We start from the raw sequence: 15,276 nt of genomic DNA on the forward strand, positions 1-15,276 counted from the left end.
GGCCTGTCGCGGTCCGCGCTCAAGGATGGTCGCCGTCGACGACGACCACCCCGCGCGCGGTCAGGTGGTCGATCAACGGAACGGCCCCCGCGGCAAGATGTTCGGACATCGCCGCACGCGCCATCCCCGCATCATGCCGATTCAGCGCCGACAAAATCCGCCTATGGTCCTTGATTGACTGTTCCGGCCACCCCGCGATGGTGGGGAACACCGATTCCGGTGCGTATCGGGTGATCTGTGACATCAGTTGTGCGAGCTTGGGTGAGTCCGCGGCGACATTGATCGCTCGGTGGAACTCGTGATTCAGGCGGACCGTTCGCTCGCCGTCGTCACCGGCGTACGCCTCCTCCAGACGCGCCTGAATCTCCTTGAGCTCGCGCAGCTGCGCCTCGGTGATATTGGTCGCCGCGCGTGCGGCCAGTTCCCCGCCGACATGGGCCTGCACGTTCGCGACGTCGGTGACGTCGCGGCCGGTCACCGGCAAGACCACGAATCCACGGCGCGGCTGTTGGTCTATCAGGCCTTCCGCGCGGAGCGCGAAGAGCGCTTCGCGCACCGGTGTGACGCTGATCCCCAGCTCCGCGGCCAGTTGATCCAGGCGGATGAACGTCCCGGCGGCATAGGTGCCGTCGAACACCCTGGTGCGGATCAGGCGCGCGACGTCGTCCGAAAGCTGTGGGCGGACGGCGAAGTCCGGGACGCTCATCGGTTCACACCTGATACTCGGCGAGCAGCCGCTTGCTGATGATGGACTTCTGGATTTCGCTGGTGCCCTCGCCGATGAGCAGGAAGGGCGCGTCGCGCATGAGCCGTTCGATCTCGTACTCCTTGGAGTAACCGTACCCGCCGTGAATGCGGAAGCTCTGCTGAGTCACCTCCGAACAATATTCGCTGGCAAGGTATTTCGCCATTCCGGCGGCGACGTCGTTGCGCTCGCCCGAGTCTTTCAACCGCGCCGCGTTGACCATCATCAAGTGTGCCGCCTCGACCTTGGTCGCCATCTCGGCCAGCTGGAATGCGATGGCCTGGTGCTCCGCGATCGGCTTGCCGAACGTGTGCCGCTGCTGGGCGTAGCGGACCGCCAACTCGAAAGCGCGCAGGCCGATGCCGCAGGCTCGTGCCGACACGTTGACCCGGCCGACTTCGATGCCGTCCATCATCTGGAAGAAACCCCGCCCCGGGGCGCCGCCCAGGATGTCGTCCGCGCTCGCGTGGTAGCCGTCGAAGATGAGTTCGGTGGTGTCGATGCCCTTGTAGCCGAGTTTGTCGATCTTGCCCGGGATCACCAGCCCCGGCACGACTTCGCCGAATCCGGTGGGTTTTTCGACGAGGAAGGCGGTCAGGTTGCGGTGCGCCCTGTCCGCGCCCTCGTCGGTGCGCACCAGCACCGCGATGAGCGTCGAAGTGGCGCCGTTGGTCAGCCACATCTTCTGGCCATTGATCGTGTAGCCGCCGTCCGGTTCGCGTTGCGCCCGGGTGCGGATCGCGGCGACGTCGGAGCCCAGCTCGGGCTCCGACATCGAGAACGCACCGCGGCACTCACCGGTCGCCATCCGCGGGAGGAATCGCAAGCGCTGCGCGTCGGTACCGTGCTGACGCAGCATGTAGGCCACGATGAAATGCGTGTTGAGCACACCGGACACGGCCATCCAGCCCCGCGCCAGTTCCTCCACGCACAGCGCGTAGGTCAGCAGCGACTCCCCCAGCCCGCCGTACTCCTCGGGGATCATCAACCCGAACAGCCCCATCTCACGCATCTGGTCGACGATGTGCTGGGGATAGACGTCATCGCGCTCGAGCTCGGGCGCGGCGGGAATGATCTCTTTCTCCACGAATCGCCTTACCGTGGCGATGATCTCGGTCTGCACTTCGGTCAGGCCGAGGGTTTGGGCAAGCCTCGTCATGCGCGGTCGTCCTCTCTCGCCCGGTTCGGCGCGGCGATCGTGTTGGCGCTCGTCAAGCGGTCGATGTCGGCCGTCGTCAATCTCAAGCCCCGGGCGAGGACGTCGGCGGTGTCTTGTCCCAACGCCGGCGCCGGACCGCTGGTGGGATGATCGCCGTCGATGGCGATCGGTGACCCGGGCGCGAGGTAGTCTCCGAGACCCGGTTGATGCAGCCGGGAGAACAGCGGGTTGGCGGCCACCTTGGGCTCGGCGGCGACCTGCGCAAAGCTGCGGTATCGCTCGAACAGCACGGTGGTGTCCGACAGCGCAGCGGTAATCTCGTCAACCGTGCGTTCGGCGAACCAGGGGGCGAACAGGCCCGACAGCACGTCACGGTAGCGGTAGCGGTCGCCCTCGGAGCCGAAGTCAACGCCCAGCGCATCGGCGAGCGCCGACACGGCGGCGCCGGTGCCCGTCACGTCGACCAGGTCGCGAAAGTGCCGGCGTGTCAATGTGACGACCATGAACTCGGTCCCGTCGCCACCGGTGAAGTTCTGGCCGTACTGGCCGTAGATGGCGTTGCCGAGGCGCTCGCGCTGTGTCCCGTTGACTTGGGGCTCGGTGAGCAGACCCAGGTTTCCCGCGGTGGCCAACGCGACGTCCTCGAGGGCCAGGCTGATGCGCGCGCCCGAGCCGGACAGGTCGCGGCGGCGGACGGCGGTGACGACGGCCAACGCCGCGTAGAGGCCGCAGCACACGTCCCACGCGGGGAGGACGTGGTTGACCGGGCCCCCGTGGTCGGCCGGACCGGTGACGAGCGGGAAGCCCACGCCCGCGTTCACGGTGTAGTCCACCCCGGTCGAGCCGTCGCCGCGGCCGAGCAGTTGCACGTGGATGACGTCGGAACGCTGGGCCGCCAGGCGGTCATGGCTCAGCCAGGACAGGCCGGCGGCATTGGTCACCACGATCCCGTCACCCTCGACGATCAGCCGCTGGACGAGCTCCTGGCCCTCGGAGGACCGCAGATCGATGACGGCCGAACGCTTTCCCTTGTTCAGGCCCGTCCAATATATCGACGTGCCGTCCGCCGCAAGCGGCCAGCGGTGCACGTCCGAAGCCCCACCGATCGGGTCGACCCGGATCACCTGCGCCCCAAGCTGACTCAGCGTCATGCCGCACAACGGCGCGGCGACAAAGCTGGAAACCTCCACCACGGTGAGCCCGCTCAGCGGCAGGGCCGGGTTCACGTTGACGCCACCCGCTCGAAGACGGCGGCCAAGCCTTGGCCGCCGCCGATGCACATGGTCTCCAGCCCGTACCGCGCCCGGCGGCGGTCCAGTTCGCGGGCCAGGCTGGCCAGCATCCGGCCGCCGGTCGCGCCGACGGGATGTCCGAGCGAGATGCCGGATCCGTGCACGTTGGTTCGGTCGTGATCGGTGAGTCCGAAACCCCATTCCCGCATCACCGCGAGCGCTTGCGCGGCGAAGGCTTCGTTGAGCTCGATGAGGTCGATATCGCTCAACCGCAGGCCGGCCTTGGCGAGCGCGGCCTCGGTCGCCGGCACCGGGCCGATGCCCATGATGTTGGGCGCCACACCCGCCAGTCCCCACGAGACCAGCCGCACCAGGGGCGTCAGGCCGAGTTCCGCCGCCTTCTCGGGCGTAGTCACCACACACATCGACGCGGCGTCGTTTTGGCCGCTGGCGTTGCCGGCCGTCACGGTTGCCTCCGGATCATCTTCCAGCAGAACGGGTTTGAGCCTGCTCAGCGACTCCAGCGTCGTGTCGGAGCGGGGGTGCTCGTCGGTGTCGATCGACTCTTCGCCGTGCCGCCCGCTGACGGTGACCGGAATGATTTCGTCGGCCAGTACGCCGTTCTTCTGCGCGGCGACCGCGCGCTGGTGCGACCGCACCGCGAGCTCGTCTTGCTCCTGCCGCGAGATCCCGTACCGGCGGCGCAGATTCTCGGCCGTCTCCAGCATCCCGCCCGGAACCGGATAGTGCCGGCCACCGGCGGTCGTGCGTCCCCGCGCCAGCCCGTCGTGCACCCGAACGCCGCCGCGGGCGCCACCCCAGCGCATGTCGGTGGAGTAGAAGGCGACGTTGCTCATGCTCTCGCAGCCCCCGGCGATGACGAGATCCTGGTCACCGCCGCCGATCTGCAGGCACGCCTGGATCACCGCTTGCAGCCCGGATCCGCAGCGCCGATCGACCTGCATGCCTGGAACCGTCACGCGCAGGCCCGAATCCAGCGCCACCACGCGCCCGATCGCCGGGGCCTCGCTGTTCGGGTAGCAGTGCCCGAGGATGACGTCGTGCACCGCCTCGGGCGGGATGCCGGTGCGCTCGAGCAGACCTTTCAGCGCGGCGACGGCCAGGTCGACCGCCGTCAGGGATTTGAACATCCCGCCGTAGCGGCCGATCGGCGTCCGCACCGGTTCGCAGATGACCGCCTGGCGCATTTCCCGCTTCACTAGATGTGCCGTCCGCCGGTGACCTCCATGACGGTGCCCGTCATGTACGAGGAGAGGTCGGAGGCCAAGAACAGCGCGACGCTGGCGACCTCGCTCGGCTCACCGGCACGACCCATCGGGATCTCGGCGACCTTCTGATCCCAGATGCGTTGCGGCATGGCCTCGGTCATGGCCGAACGGATCAGGCCGGGGGCGATCGCGTTGACCCGAACCCCGAGATAGGCGAGCTCCTTGGCGGCCGCCTTGGTCATGCCGACGATGCCCGCCTTGGCGGCCGAGTAGTTGGTCTGGCCGACCATGCCGACCTTGCCCGACACGGACGACATGTTCACGATCGCGCCGCGCTTCTGTTCGCGCATAATTGCCGCCGCAAGCCGTGTGCCGTTCCACGTCCCCTTCAGGTGCACGTCGATGACCTGGTCGAACTGCTCCTCGGTCATCTTGCGCATCGTCGCGTCGCGGGTGATTCCGGCGTTGTTGACCATGATGTCCAGGCCGCCGAAGTGTTCGATCGCGGTGGCGATCAGGGCTTCGACGTCGGCGGCGTCGGTCACGTCGCAGCGCGCCGCCACGGCGACGTCATCGCCACCCAGTTCCTTCGCCGCGGCCTCGGTCGCCTCGAGATTCAAGTCCCCGAGCACCACCCGGGCCCCCTCGGCGACGAACCGCTGCGCAATCGCGAAACCCAGACCCTGCGCACCGCCCGTGATCACTGCGGTCTGACCGGATAGCAACGACACCGTGACTACGCCTCCCTGAGCTTGTCTATCGACGTGGACTCGCGATTGCCAATATCGTATTTCATATAGGATCCGTCCCCGGAAGTCGGGGGGATGTCGCTCCCCCGGTTGACCGGCACCCGTGCCGAGAGGAGCGTCTGCACATGACCACAGCCGAAGTCCAGGAAGTCACCGATGACGACTTCGCGGAGATCGCTGCCCAAACCCGTCACTTCGTCCGGACCGCGGTGGTGCCGCGCGAGCAGGAGATCCTGGCCGACGATCGAGTGCCCGACGACCTGCGTGAGCAGGCCAAGAAGATGGGCCTGTTCGGCTACGCGATCCCTCAGCGATGGGGCGGCCTCGGCCTGAACCTCATCCAAGACGTCGAGCTGGCAATGGAACTGGGATACACCTCGCTGGCGCTGCGATCGATGTTCGGCACCAACAACGGGATCGCCGGGCAGGTCCTCGTCGGCTTCGGCACCGACGAGCAGAAGCGCCGCTGGCTCGAGCCGATGGCGTCCGGAGAGGTGACGGCCTCCTTCGCGCTGACCGAACCGGGCGCCGGGTCGAACCCCGCCGGCCTGCGCACCAAAGCCGTCCGGGACGGAAACGGTTGGGTGATCTCGGGCCAGAAACGCTTCATCACGAACGCGCCCATCGCGAACTTGTTCGTGGTGTTCGCGCGCACCCGGCCGGCGGACGAAAGCAGCCCCGGGATCGCCGTCTTCCTGGTTCCGGCGGAAGCCGCGGGCGTCCAGGTGGGCGCCAAGGACGCCAAGATGGGCCAGGAAGGCGCATGGACCGCCGACGTCGGCTTCGACGACGTGCGGGTCGACGATGACGCGCTGATCGGCGGGGCCGAGGACATCGGTTACCGTGCGGCGATGACGTCGCTGGCCCGGGGGCGCGTCCACATCGCCGCCCTCGCGGTGGGCACGGCCCAGCGCGCGCTCGACGAGTCGGTGTCCTATGCCGCGACCGCCACGCAGGGCGGAACGCCGATCGGGAGCTTCCAACTGGTTCAGGCGATGCTGGCCGACCAGCAGACCGGCGTGATGGCGGGCCGCGCGCTGGTCCGCGATGCCGCCCGGTTGTGGGTGACCAACCAAGATCGGCGGGTCGCGCCCTCGGCGGCCAAGCTCTTCTGCACCGAAATGGCCGGTAAGGTCGCGGATCTCGCCGTGCAGGTGCACGGCGGCAGCGGATACATGCAGGGCCTAGCCGTCGAACGCATCTACCGCGACGTGCGCCTGCTGCGCCTCTACGAGGGCACCAGCGAGATCCAGCGCCTCATCATCGGGTCGAACCTGGTCAAGGCCGCGCAGCGACGGTGACGGCCGGGCAGGGCCGCCGAAAAACTGATCACGTGCATCGGGAATAGCTTCGTCGCGTTGGGAGATTGAAGGCGACATGAGAAGCTTCAGCGAAACCGAACGTCAGGAGTTCCTCGCGGCCACGCATGTCGCCGTGTTGAGCGTGGCCACCACCGATGGGCGCCCGCCGGCGAGCGTCCCGATCTGGTACGACTACTCCCCCGGTGGCGACATCCGCATCGCGACGGGTGCGTCCAGCCGGAAGGCCCGGCTCATCGAGCGGGCGGGCGCGGTGACGCTGGTGGTTCAGCGTGAGGAGCCCCCGTACCAGTACGTGGTGGTGGAAGGCACCGTCGTCGAGACCACCAGGCCCGCTCCCCCCGAAGCACTGTTGAACACCGCGATCCGCTATCTCGGCGAGGAGGGTGGCCACGCCTTCGCCCGCAGCATGGAAGGCGTCGACGAGGTCTTGTTCACGGTTCGCCCCGACCGGTGGCTCAGCGCGGACTTCACCGGCGACCTGTGAGCCGTCACCGCGCCTAGCGGTCAGCGATCAATCCCAGCGTCCCCAGGTCGCGGATCGACTGGCAGCCGCGGCGCAGCATGGTCAGCACCATGTCGTCACCGCGTTCGGTTGAGGTGGCGAAGGCAAAGCCGAGGGCCGAGATGAGCAGTGCCTGCGGCATTCCCAGCCGGTAGTCGCGCCAGCATGTCTCGCGGTCGTATTCGGTGACGCCGTGGTCCGCCAGCGTGTGGTGATAGTGGTCGACGAGGTCCCGCTCGATATCCGAGCGCAGCTCCGAGTCCAGGCTGGTCGCCGTGAAATAGGCGAGGTCCCGGGCTGGGAGGCCCACGCCGAGCGTCTGCCAGTCGACCACGCTCACCCAGCGCTGGCCCGGGTCGAACAACAGATTGTCGAGACGGAAGTCGCCGTGCAGCAGGGCGAAGCGGTCATGCTCGGCGAGCAGCCAACGTCCCACCAGTGCCATTGTCTCCGTGAATGTTTCGCGGTCGTCACCGCTCATTCGGTCGCCGAGCTTGTCCAGGGTGATGTCGGCGCTCAGCTTCGCCACATCGCCGAGGCCTTTCGCCGACGCCGCGTCGGGCCGCGCGAATGCCAGGCCGGGCAGGTCGAGCCAGACGGGATCACACCAACTGGGACCGTGCAATCCGGCCAGCGCCGCCACCGCGAGCCGCGCCTGGCGCTCACCGCACCCGGCGATCTGATCGCCCTGCACGGCGGGCGCCTGGTCGGCAAGGAGCAGCGCGTAGTCCGACCCGTCCTCGGTGATCTCGCAGTAAAAGCACCGCGGCGTCGGGACCCGGACACGATCGGCCACGGCGGCGTAGAACGCACACTCGCTGCGATAGCCGATTGCTACCCGCGCGCGCACAGCGTCGTCCTGGGCCGGCAACTTGATCACAAACGTCTGCGGGAGATCCACAGGATCGGCGGCGTAGCGGGCAGTCACGCGGAACGTCGCCCCGGTCTGCCCGGTGCCGATGGCGACCACGTTCACCTCGGCCACCTCGACGGGCGCGCGATGCCGGCTGAGCGCGGCGGACAACCATGCGGCGGTCACGTCGCCCGGATGGCGCGGGATGGACACCACGGCACTCACAATTCGCCTCCGCTACCCGGACGGCACCGCCCGACGCAGCTACTGTAGGGCATTCGACAAAGTCGCGAGGTCCGCACCTACTCGGCCATGATGCGCCATTCGGCAGCGTCGTGCTGTTGCCGCCAAAATTCACTGAAACGCCTTCCGGCACTCAGCAATTCTTCGACGGTGCCATCCTCGACCACCCGGCCGCCGTCGAGGAAGAGAACGCGGTCGGCGTGCCGAATACTGGCCAGCCGGTGAGCGACGATCACCTGGGTGCGCGACAGCGGGCCGACGAGTGCGTCGACCACCGCGGCCTCGTTCTCGGTGTCCAGGGCGCTGGTCGCCTCGTCGACCAGCAGCACCGGGGCCGGCTTCAGCAGCGCCCGAGCGATGCTGACCCGCTGACGTTCACCGCCCGACAGCGCCGATCCGGCCTCGCCGACGACGGTCTCGATGCCCTCGGGCAGTCGCCGGGTGAGTTCGTCGACCCGCGCCAGCGCCACCGCCCGCGCGAACCGCTCGTCGTCCGCCGCGGGATCACCGGCGAGGATGTTCTCGCGGATGCTGCCGTGAAACAGGTAGGGGTGCTGGAAGACGACGCTTGCGGCCGCCCGCCGCGCATCGGCATCGAGCGTCGCGGCGTCGACGCCGTCGATGAGGACCCGGCCGCGCGTCGGCTGATGCAGACCAGCGATCAGCGCGACGATCGTGCTCTTCCCCGAGCCGGAGGGACCAACGATCGCCGTCGTGGTTCCGGGCTCCAGCGAGAAGCTGACGCCGTCGAGCACCGGTGCGCCCGCACCGTCGTAATTGAATGTGACATCGTCGAATTCGATGCGCGGCGCCGCGCCCGCGTCGTGCAGCGCGCCACCGCCGACGGGAATGGCCGGCGCGGTGAGCACCGACCTGATGCCGGCCAGCGTGGCGCGCGTGCTCTCGAGGGCTGGCGCCAGCTCGCTGATCGTCGTGAACGGCTCCAAATACCTTGCGATGACCACGATCAGGGCGATGGCCTCGGGCACGGTGACCGCGCCCGCCACCGTCAGCGCCGTCGTCGCGCCGGCCAGCAGGATAAGCGCCAGCTGGCTGGCGAGGCTGAACAACAGCTGGCCCGGCACCTGCATCGACAGCAGACGCATCGTGGCCCCGTGCTGGGCGGCCAGCGCATCGCCGACGAGGCTGCGCGCCGGCTCGACGCGTCGCGCGGCCCGCAACGCCTGCTGGGTGCGCGCGAATTCGATGATCCGCTCTGTCAGCGCGGTGTTGGCCGCGGCGGCCGCGGCGTCCGCGCGCCGGGCGAGCCGCCCGGAAGCCCACAGCGCCCCCAACATCAAGGGCACACCGGCCAGGGCGGCGACCCCGAGCTGCCACGAAACAAGCAGCAGCGCAAGGGCGATCGCCCCGGGCAGTAGGACGGCGGAGATCAAGGGCGTCAGCAGGTTGACCACGAGGCCGACCAGCTCGGGGCCCGTCGCGGCGATCGCCTGCCGGGCCGTCGCGGTGTGCTCGGCGGTGAACCAGTCCAGCCGAATCCCGGGGAGCCGGTCCGCCACGTCGTGCTGGGTGTGGTCGAGCACGGTGAAACCCAGATCGAAACCGATCCGCGCGGTCGCGGTGTCGATCACCCACCCGAACACGGTGGCCGCGGTGAGCCAGCCCAGCCACACCAGCGCCCGGTGCGGGGTGTCGCCGAACAGCGCGCCCAGCAGCGGGACCAACAGCACCGTCGCCACCGCACGCACCACCACGGACAGCAGCGCCAGCGTCACGTAAGTGACGACGTTTTGCCGACGGTGCGCCGGCACGAGGCTCAGCCAGGTGCGAATCATCGCGACCCCTCCGTGGTGACCGCCACGGGGCTGCGACTCCCGCTCTCCCACAATCGGCGGTAACGGCCATCGGCCGCCAACAGCTCGTCGTGGGTGCCGCGTTCAGCGATCCGCCCATGGTCGAGCACCACGATCTGGTCGGCACCGACGACGGTGTGCAGCCGATGCGCGATGACCAGCACCGTGCGATCCCGGGTGAGTCGGTTAATCGCTTGCTGCACAAGATATTCCGACTCCGGGTCGGCAAACGCGGTGGCCTCGTCGAGGATCAGGACGGGGGTGTCGGCGAGGATGGCCCGGGCGATGGTGATCCGTTGCCGCTCGCCCCCCGAAAGCCCGGTTCCCGCGCCGAGCACGGTGTCGTAGCCGTCGGGCAGACGCGTGATGCGTTCGTGGATCTGCGCCTCACGCGCGGCGGCCTCGATTTGGGCCGCGGTGGCGTCGGGGACGGCCAGCGCGACGTTCTCGGCGGCGGTGCCGTGCACGAGCTGGGTCTCTTGCAGGACGAAGCCTACCCGCGCGTAAAGCTCGTCGGCGGTCATCGACCGGATGTCGCGCCCGCCGATGCGGATCGCGCCGTGCTGCACGTCGTGGAAGCGCGCCAGCAGCGCGGCCAGGGTCGACTTACCCGAGCCGGACGGCCCGACGAGCGCGGTGACGGTGCCGGGCCGCAAGGTCAGCGACACGTCATGAATCACCGGCACATCGGGGCGATAGCCGAAGGTGACCCGGTCGAACGTCACCGTGGCCGGGAAGTCGTCCGACGGGGGCTGATCTTCTTGCACCGCCAGCTCGGGTTCGTCGAGGGTGTTCTGCAGGCGACGGGCGGCGAGCATCCCGGCGCGGATACCACCGAGCCCGTAGGCGATGCCAAGCAGCCGCGCACCGAATGCGGTGCCCAGCAACAGGAATGGCAGGAGATTCACCGGGTTCATCGAACCCGTGATGGTCAGCAACGTGCCGGAGGCGGCGATCAGCCACAGGAACGTCGACGGGCGGGTGGCCAGGTCCATCAACGTCTTCTTGCCGGCCAACGGGCGCTGCCACGCGGTGAGGAAGCCAACGTACTCGTCGAGGCGACGCCTGAAACTGGACGCGGCGGCACCACCGAAGACCCGAATCACCGGTTGACCCTCGAGGAAGGCGCCGGCCTCGCCACTCATCCTGTCGGCCCAGCGTTGCGATTGCGGGATGCGCGGACCCGACTGGATGGTGACCGAGGAGGTGAGCACCAGGTAGACGAAGATGGGCACGAACAGCACGAGCGCCACGCGCCAATCGACGACGAACAGGTAGACCAGCACCGCCACCGGCGCGACGACGGCGGCGACGGCGTCGGGGATGGCGTGCGTGATCAGGTAGTGCAGAGCGAGCGTGTCGTCCTGCACGAGCTGTTTGATGGAGCCCGACCCGCGCGCGGTGAACCAGCCCAGCGGCAGGCGGGAAAGCTTGCTCAACAACCGCTTTCGAAGATCACCGGCGAATCGCGCGTCCACGATGTGCAGCCACAGCGTGAGGCCGGCGCCGAGCACGGTGCCCAGCCCCAGCAGCGTGACGGCGGCCATTCCCACCCCCCACAGCCGGGACGCCGGCGCCCCGGACAGCAGCAGCCGGGACAGCTCGACCAGCAGCAGGAACGGCGCCAGCTGCACCAAGGTGATGACGGCCTGCAGCAGACCAGACAGGATCAACGCCGACCGCAGCGGCGCGAGCAGTCGGCCGGCGCCCTGCGCGCGCCAATTGCCGCGGGCGGGCGGGGCTGCAGCCGGCTGTTCTTGCCGCTCAGCATCGTTCACCGCAACCGCGTCGGGTGCGGCGCCCTCGGGTGCGTCGGCGTCGTCGCCGCGGCGGGTGCCCATGGCGCGGCCGGCGCTCCAATAGGCCTGGGCGTGTATCGCCGACTTGGGGAAGCCGAAGTCGTCGCGCAGCCGGGTGCGCACGTGCTTGAGGGTGGTGGCCTCGGGTGTCGCCCACGCATACCAGTCCGACCAGTCCCGGCTCTCGATCGCGGCGGCGAGCGACTTCTCGTCGCGGCGCGTAACCCAGTGGACGCGCAGCCGCGGGTGCCGCGCGAGCGGGATCAGGATGTCGTCGTCGTGGTGCTGCTCGAGGTACATCTCGATCGGGACGTCGTCGGGCACGACGCCGATGATGCCGTTCATTCCCGGGATCGACGCGGAATCGCCGATCAACAGGTAGCCGGCCGGCTGCTCGTCGGGCATCTCGAACCGCGACGAGCCCATGAGCGACATGACCGCGATCGTGGCGCCGGGCTGCACGGTGCGCGCCCAGCGCGAAGCCGGGCCGGCCGGATCGTGCAGGACGACGTCGACCGCGAAGCGCCCGGTTGCGGCGTCCGACTCGGAGAGCGTGTAGGCGCGCTGAAATTCGGTGGTCGATCCGTCGGGATCGGGAAACCAAAACCGCAGCCACGCCGCAGGCTCGGCCTCTATCTCGTCGAACAACGTCGGCGACACCATCCGCACCCGCACGAAATGCGGTGCGATCCTGAGGGTTTCGACCACAGTTGCGGTATGGTCGCGGGCGCCGAAGCCCCGCAGCATCACACCCTGGAACCCGCGTGCCATCACCGGTCCTCTCTCGCGGCACTCAGCTCCGCGACAGCCTCGTCGATCGGCCGGCCCGGCGGGATGACCGCGACCAGACCCCGGACCGATGCGGCCAGCAGCAGCCGCACGAATTCTGAATCGGACACTTGCGGCAGCCGGGCGTGGGCCGCGCCCAGTCGCGCGTCGCCTGCCAACCGTTCGGCCGCGGCGTCACGCTCGACGGCGAAGGCGCCGGCCTGGTCACCGTCGGTGGCGTTGGCCGTGTTCTCTTCGCGCGCCGCCAGGCTGATCGCGAGGGTCGCCACCGCGCTGCTCAGCACCATCGCCGCGTCCGCGGAATAGCCCCGCCGGCGCAGCGCCTCCACCTCCTGGGTCAGCACCCGAGCCCCCGCGTCGCCGCGCGGGAAGAGCACCTGCAGATAGGACGCCAACCCGGGGTGCTCGGCGGTGAAGTCCCGCAGTTGCAGCCCGAATGACACCAGGTGCCGCTCGATGTCCGCGCCCGGGTCGTCGCGCAGGTCGAGTTCGGCGAGCACGCTTTCGCCGACGAGGCGTTCGAGTTCCCACCGGTTTCCGACGTGGCGGTACAGGGCCGTGCCCGACACTCCCAGCCGCGCCGCGACCGCGTTGATGCTCAGCCGTCGCATGCCCAGGTCTCGTCCGGCGCGCACGACGTCGTCCAGCCCGATGAGCGGGGGTCGCCCTCCCTGCCGCGACGCGACACTTTGCACCTGGCACCACACTCCGACGTAGGTAAGTTACCCCCACAAACTAAGGGTCGCCTTACCAAACGTCAACCTCGGGGCCCGGCGGCGCGCCCGGCGTCAGTAACGTGGCGGCATGGGTGCTGAAACGCCGCCGGTCCTGCTGTACGACGGTGTCTGCGGCGTCTGCAACCGGGCGGTGCAGACGATCCTTCGATTCGATCGGCGCGGCACCCTGCGGTTCGCCGCCCTGGACAGCGACTTCGCCCGGGCGATCATCGACCGGCACCCGGGGATCGAGGACGTCGATTCGATGGTGTTCGTCGACCAACCCGGCCGCGACGGCGAACGCGTCGCAGTGCGATCCGGGGCCGCCCTGCGCGTCGTGGATTATCTGGGCGGCCCGTGGCGTGTGCTCGGGGCCGCCCGTCTGCTGCCGGCTCCCCTGCGTGATCGGCTCTACGACGGGTTCGCCGGCATCCGCTATCGCGTCTTCGGCAAGCACGACACCTGTCCGATTCCGCCGCCGGAGGTGCGGGGGCGCTTCCTGGACGGGTGACCCGACCTGTCGCGCCTACGAGAGGTCGGGCTCGGACTCGTTTCGCTTGAGTTCGGCCAGGTGCCGGTCCTCGGCTGCCGCCTTCCTATGGAGCACTGCGGATTCGCGGTGCATCTCGAAGTGCGAGACGCCTTGCCGGACGGTCTCGTCTTGGACCCTTGCAAGCTCTTCGTGCCGTCGCGCGGATTCATCGAAGCTTCTGGCGGTGGAAATACCCGCCATGGCCGCGCGTTCGCGTGCGTGCCGGGACCCGCGTTCGGCGCGCTCGATCTCGTCCGCGAAGGCTTTGTCGCTCGATGGTGGTTGCCGTTGTTCGATCGCCATGGCGTCCCCCTTTGTCCCGTGCACCTGAGGTACCCGGCGAGAAGGGTTTGACCCGTTTAGTCGCTGGCCCGTCGCATTTGCACCCGGGGCCGGCCGAATCGGTGCGGGCGGAGGGACTCGAACCCTCACGCTCTTTCGAGCACCGGCACCTAAAGCCGGCATGTCTGCCGTTCCATCACGCCCGCAGCCTGCCGATCGTAACGCGCGGATCCAAGGCGGCGCGCCCGTCGCCGCGCCGGTTCGCCGACCACCCGTGCGCTGTGGCGCGATCACCGCGTCAAGCCATGCGAAGCCGACTCCTACGAGCTCCGTCACCCCTCGGTCGGCTCGTTGACTGTGCTGGCGCGCTCGCGGGAGCCGCCACTATGTGTGATGACAACAGAGGCTGGCTCAAGCTCGCGGACACCATCGACCTGCTCGTCGGATCGCTCCGCGGAGCGAAAATCGGCACAAGTGCGGTTGCGTCGGAGACGTCGACGACGCGGCGGTGGCAGGGCTCGACGAATTCGTCGGACCAAAATCGTGAGCGGTACCGTCAAGGGGTGCCCACTACCCGTCGTCGCAGGCCCGCGTTGATCGCCTTGGTGATCGTCGCGGCCTGCGGTTGCCTGGCGCTGGGCTGGTGGCAGTGGACCAGGTTCCAGTCGGTCTCGGGCACGTTCCAGAACCTGGGCTACGCGCTGCAGTGGCCGCTGTTTGCCTGGTTCTGCGTGTACGCGTACCGCAAGTATGTGCGCTACGAAGAGATGCCGCCGGAGCCCCGGCGCGGCGCCGAGCTCACCGAGATACCCGCTGGCTTGCTGCCCGAGCGCCCTCAGGCGGTGCGGCAGCCGTCCGATGATCCCGAGCTGGCCGAGTACAACGCCTACCTTGCCGAGCTTGCCAAGCAGGACACCGAGAAACAGAACAGGACCACCGCATGAGCACACCGGAGACGCCGGCGTCCGCATTCCCCGTCGAGAAGATCCGTACCGCGTTGCTCGGCTACCGGATCATGGCGTGGGCAACGGGACTCTGGCTGATCGCCCTGTGCTATGAGATCTTTTCGCACCTAGTCCTGCACCACGAGATCCGCTGGATCGAGGTGGTCCATGGCTGGGTGTACTTCGTCTACGTCCTGACCGCGTTCAACCTGGCGGTCAAGGTGCGGTGGCCGATTCCGAAGACGATCGGTGTGCTGCTGGCCGGGACCGTCCCGCTGCTCGGCATCGTCGTCGAACACTTCCAGACCAAGGACGTCAAGGCGCGCTTCGGCCTGTAGATCCCCGCCCCATGCGCTCTCGGAGGCG

15 protein-coding genes and 1 tRNA gene are annotated in these 15,276 nt (G+C 68.6%); 5 read left to right on the forward strand and 11 right to left on the reverse strand.

What is annotated here, in order from left to right; translation table 11 throughout:
• Window positions 1-19 precede the first annotated feature (19 nt).
• The 5 genes from G6N56_RS09405 to fabG are packed head-to-tail and all read right to left on the reverse strand — an operon-like array spanning window position 20 to window position 5,096.
• On the reverse strand, window positions 20-706 hold the full coding sequence (locus G6N56_RS09405) for a GntR family transcriptional regulator (RefSeq protein WP_085255424.1): 687 nt from the start codon (window positions 704-706) through the stop codon (window positions 20-22).
• A gap of 4 nt (window positions 707-710) precedes the next feature.
• Window positions 711-1,904, reverse strand: coding sequence for an acyl-CoA dehydrogenase family protein (locus G6N56_RS09410; RefSeq protein ID WP_085255425.1), 1,194 nt, complete (start codon window positions 1,902-1,904; stop codon window positions 711-713).
• The gene (locus G6N56_RS09415; RefSeq protein ID WP_085255426.1) at window positions 1,901-3,130 is read right to left on the reverse strand and encodes a CoA transferase; all 1,230 of its coding nucleotides are present in this window, start codon (window positions 3,128-3,130) and stop codon (window positions 1,901-1,903) included. Before G6N56_RS09415 ends, G6N56_RS09410 begins: the two co-directional genes overlap by 4 nt.
• On the reverse strand, window positions 3,127-4,344 hold the full coding sequence (locus tag G6N56_RS09420; protein WP_085255522.1) for an acetyl-CoA C-acetyltransferase: 1,218 nt from the start codon (window positions 4,342-4,344) through the stop codon (window positions 3,127-3,129). The genes G6N56_RS09415 and G6N56_RS09420 overlap by 4 nt, the downstream gene beginning before the upstream one ends.
• 11 nt (window positions 4,345-4,355) lie before the next feature.
• A complete protein-coding gene (fabG, locus tag G6N56_RS09425) occupies window positions 4,356-5,096 on the reverse strand; it encodes a 3-oxoacyl-ACP reductase FabG (protein ID WP_085255427.1) in 741 nt (246 codons plus the stop codon).
• 143 nt (window positions 5,097-5,239) lie between these two features.
• Here fabG and G6N56_RS09430 point away from each other — a divergent pair, with 143 nt between their 5' ends.
• Window positions 5,240-6,415, forward strand: coding sequence for an acyl-CoA dehydrogenase family protein (locus G6N56_RS09430; RefSeq protein ID WP_085255428.1), 1,176 nt, complete (start codon window positions 5,240-5,242; stop codon window positions 6,413-6,415).
• 76 nt (window positions 6,416-6,491) lie between these two features.
• Window positions 6,492-6,920, forward strand: coding sequence for a pyridoxamine 5'-phosphate oxidase family protein (locus tag G6N56_RS09435; RefSeq protein WP_085255429.1), 429 nt, complete (start codon window positions 6,492-6,494; stop codon window positions 6,918-6,920).
• A gap of 13 nt (window positions 6,921-6,933) precedes the next feature.
• Here the strand turns inward: G6N56_RS09435 and G6N56_RS09440 are convergent, their stop codons facing one another.
• The 4 genes from G6N56_RS09440 to G6N56_RS09455 all read right to left on the reverse strand — a co-directional run bounded on the left by G6N56_RS09440 (window position 6,934) and on the right by G6N56_RS09455 (window position 13,131).
• Window positions 6,934-8,007 carry a phosphotransferase family protein gene (locus tag G6N56_RS09440; protein ID WP_085255523.1) on the reverse strand — a complete coding sequence of 358 codons (1,074 nt, stop codon included), beginning with the start codon at window positions 8,005-8,007 and terminating at the stop codon, window positions 6,934-6,936.
• A gap of 86 nt (window positions 8,008-8,093) precedes the next feature.
• Window positions 8,094-9,830: an ABC transporter ATP-binding protein gene (locus G6N56_RS09445; RefSeq protein ID WP_085255430.1), complete on the reverse strand. Its 1,737-nt coding sequence runs from the start codon at window positions 9,828-9,830 to the stop codon at window positions 8,094-8,096.
• A complete protein-coding gene (locus tag G6N56_RS09450) occupies window positions 9,827-12,418 on the reverse strand; it encodes an ABC transporter ATP-binding protein/permease (RefSeq protein ID WP_085255431.1) in 2,592 nt (863 codons plus the stop codon). The genes G6N56_RS09445 and G6N56_RS09450 overlap by 4 nt, the downstream gene beginning before the upstream one ends.
• Complete coding sequence (locus tag G6N56_RS09455) at window positions 12,418-13,131, reverse strand: TetR family transcriptional regulator (protein WP_085255432.1); 714 nt, start codon at window positions 13,129-13,131, stop codon at window positions 12,418-12,420. The genes G6N56_RS09450 and G6N56_RS09455 overlap by 1 nt, the downstream gene beginning before the upstream one ends.
• A gap of 109 nt (window positions 13,132-13,240) precedes the next feature.
• Between G6N56_RS09455 and G6N56_RS09460 the strand changes: the two genes are divergently transcribed.
• Window positions 13,241-13,663, forward strand: a complete 423-nt coding sequence (locus G6N56_RS09460; RefSeq protein ID WP_085255433.1) for a thiol-disulfide oxidoreductase DCC family protein — start codon at window positions 13,241-13,243, stop codon at window positions 13,661-13,663.
• Between the two features lie 15 nt (window positions 13,664-13,678).
• On the opposite strand, the gene G6N56_RS09465 is transcribed toward G6N56_RS09460, so the two are convergent.
• Together G6N56_RS09465 and G6N56_RS09470 are read right to left on the reverse strand one after the other, a co-directional pair.
• Window positions 13,679-13,987, reverse strand: coding sequence for a hypothetical protein (locus G6N56_RS09465; protein WP_085255434.1), 309 nt, complete (start codon window positions 13,985-13,987; stop codon window positions 13,679-13,681).
• A 102-nt stretch (window positions 13,988-14,089) separates the two neighbouring features.
• Window positions 14,090-14,172: transfer RNA gene (locus G6N56_RS09470), tRNA-Leu, on the reverse strand.
• Window positions 14,173-14,529: 357 nt separating this feature from the next.
• On the opposite strand from G6N56_RS09470, the gene G6N56_RS09475 reads away from it, so the two are divergent.
• Window positions 14,530-14,910, forward strand: a complete 381-nt coding sequence (locus G6N56_RS09475; protein WP_085255524.1) for a hypothetical protein — start codon at window positions 14,530-14,532, stop codon at window positions 14,908-14,910.
• The gene (locus G6N56_RS09480; protein WP_085255435.1) at window positions 14,907-15,248 is read left to right on the forward strand and encodes a DUF3817 domain-containing protein; all 342 of its coding nucleotides are present in this window, start codon (window positions 14,907-14,909) and stop codon (window positions 15,246-15,248) included. The genes G6N56_RS09475 and G6N56_RS09480 overlap by 4 nt, the downstream gene beginning before the upstream one ends.
• Window positions 15,249-15,276 lie beyond the last annotated feature (28 nt).

This window comes from Mycobacterium saskatchewanense, assembly GCF_010729105.1.
In the GTDB taxonomy this organism is placed as follows: Bacteria; Actinomycetota; Actinomycetes; order Mycobacteriales; family Mycobacteriaceae; genus Mycobacterium; species Mycobacterium saskatchewanense.